Annotated in this window: 1 protein-coding gene; it reads left to right on the top strand. The window is 78.8% G+C overall.

All coding sequences use genetic code 11. The features are described from left to right. The first annotated feature begins 103 nt into the window (after positions 1–103). On the top strand, positions 104–481 hold the full coding sequence (locus GTW08_RS26490) for a hypothetical protein (RefSeq protein ID WP_161152684.1): 378 nt from the start codon (positions 104–106) through the stop codon (positions 479–481). The last annotated feature ends 56 nt before the right edge of the window (positions 482–537 follow it).

A 537-nucleotide genomic window follows, 5' to 3' on the forward strand; every position in this document is an offset into this window, starting at 1 on the left:
CCGGACCTGCCCGGCACGGTGGAGAAGGTGTCCGCCGACGGGTTCGCCGCCCGCGTCGCCGAGCTGGCGGCGACGGTCCGCGCCCGGGCCGCGTCGGGCGGCGGTGGAGGACACGCGTCGCTGCTGGTCGTGGTGTTCGGCGCCGACGCGGCGGAGTCGATGCTGGACCGCACCGGCACCGAGGACCTGCGGGCGCTGCTGCGCCACGGGCCCGGACGGCGGCGTCACGAACCGCCTCGAGCCGTACGTCGCCTGGCTCGCGACACAGATCGGCGACGAGGAGACGCGGCGCCGCTACCGCGAGGTCGCCGAGGCGTTCCTGCGTTTCTCCGCCGCGGACCGGGGTGCGCCGGGGACCCGTGGCCGGCGGTTCGTCGTCGCCCACCGCGACCGGGCCGCCCCGGAGACCACGCGGGCCGCGATGGACCGCCTGGTCGAGTACGACGCCGTCGTGCGGTGCACGCTCCCCTTCGACGCCTGAGGCGGCGGCCGCGGCACCGCGCGCCCGCCCCCCGTCCGCCTCACCGCGGCCCGCGG

The sequence above is a fragment of the Pseudonocardia sp. SID8383 genome, assembly GCF_009864975.1.
GTDB lineage: Bacteria > Actinomycetota > Actinomycetes > Mycobacteriales > Pseudonocardiaceae > Pseudonocardia > Pseudonocardia alni.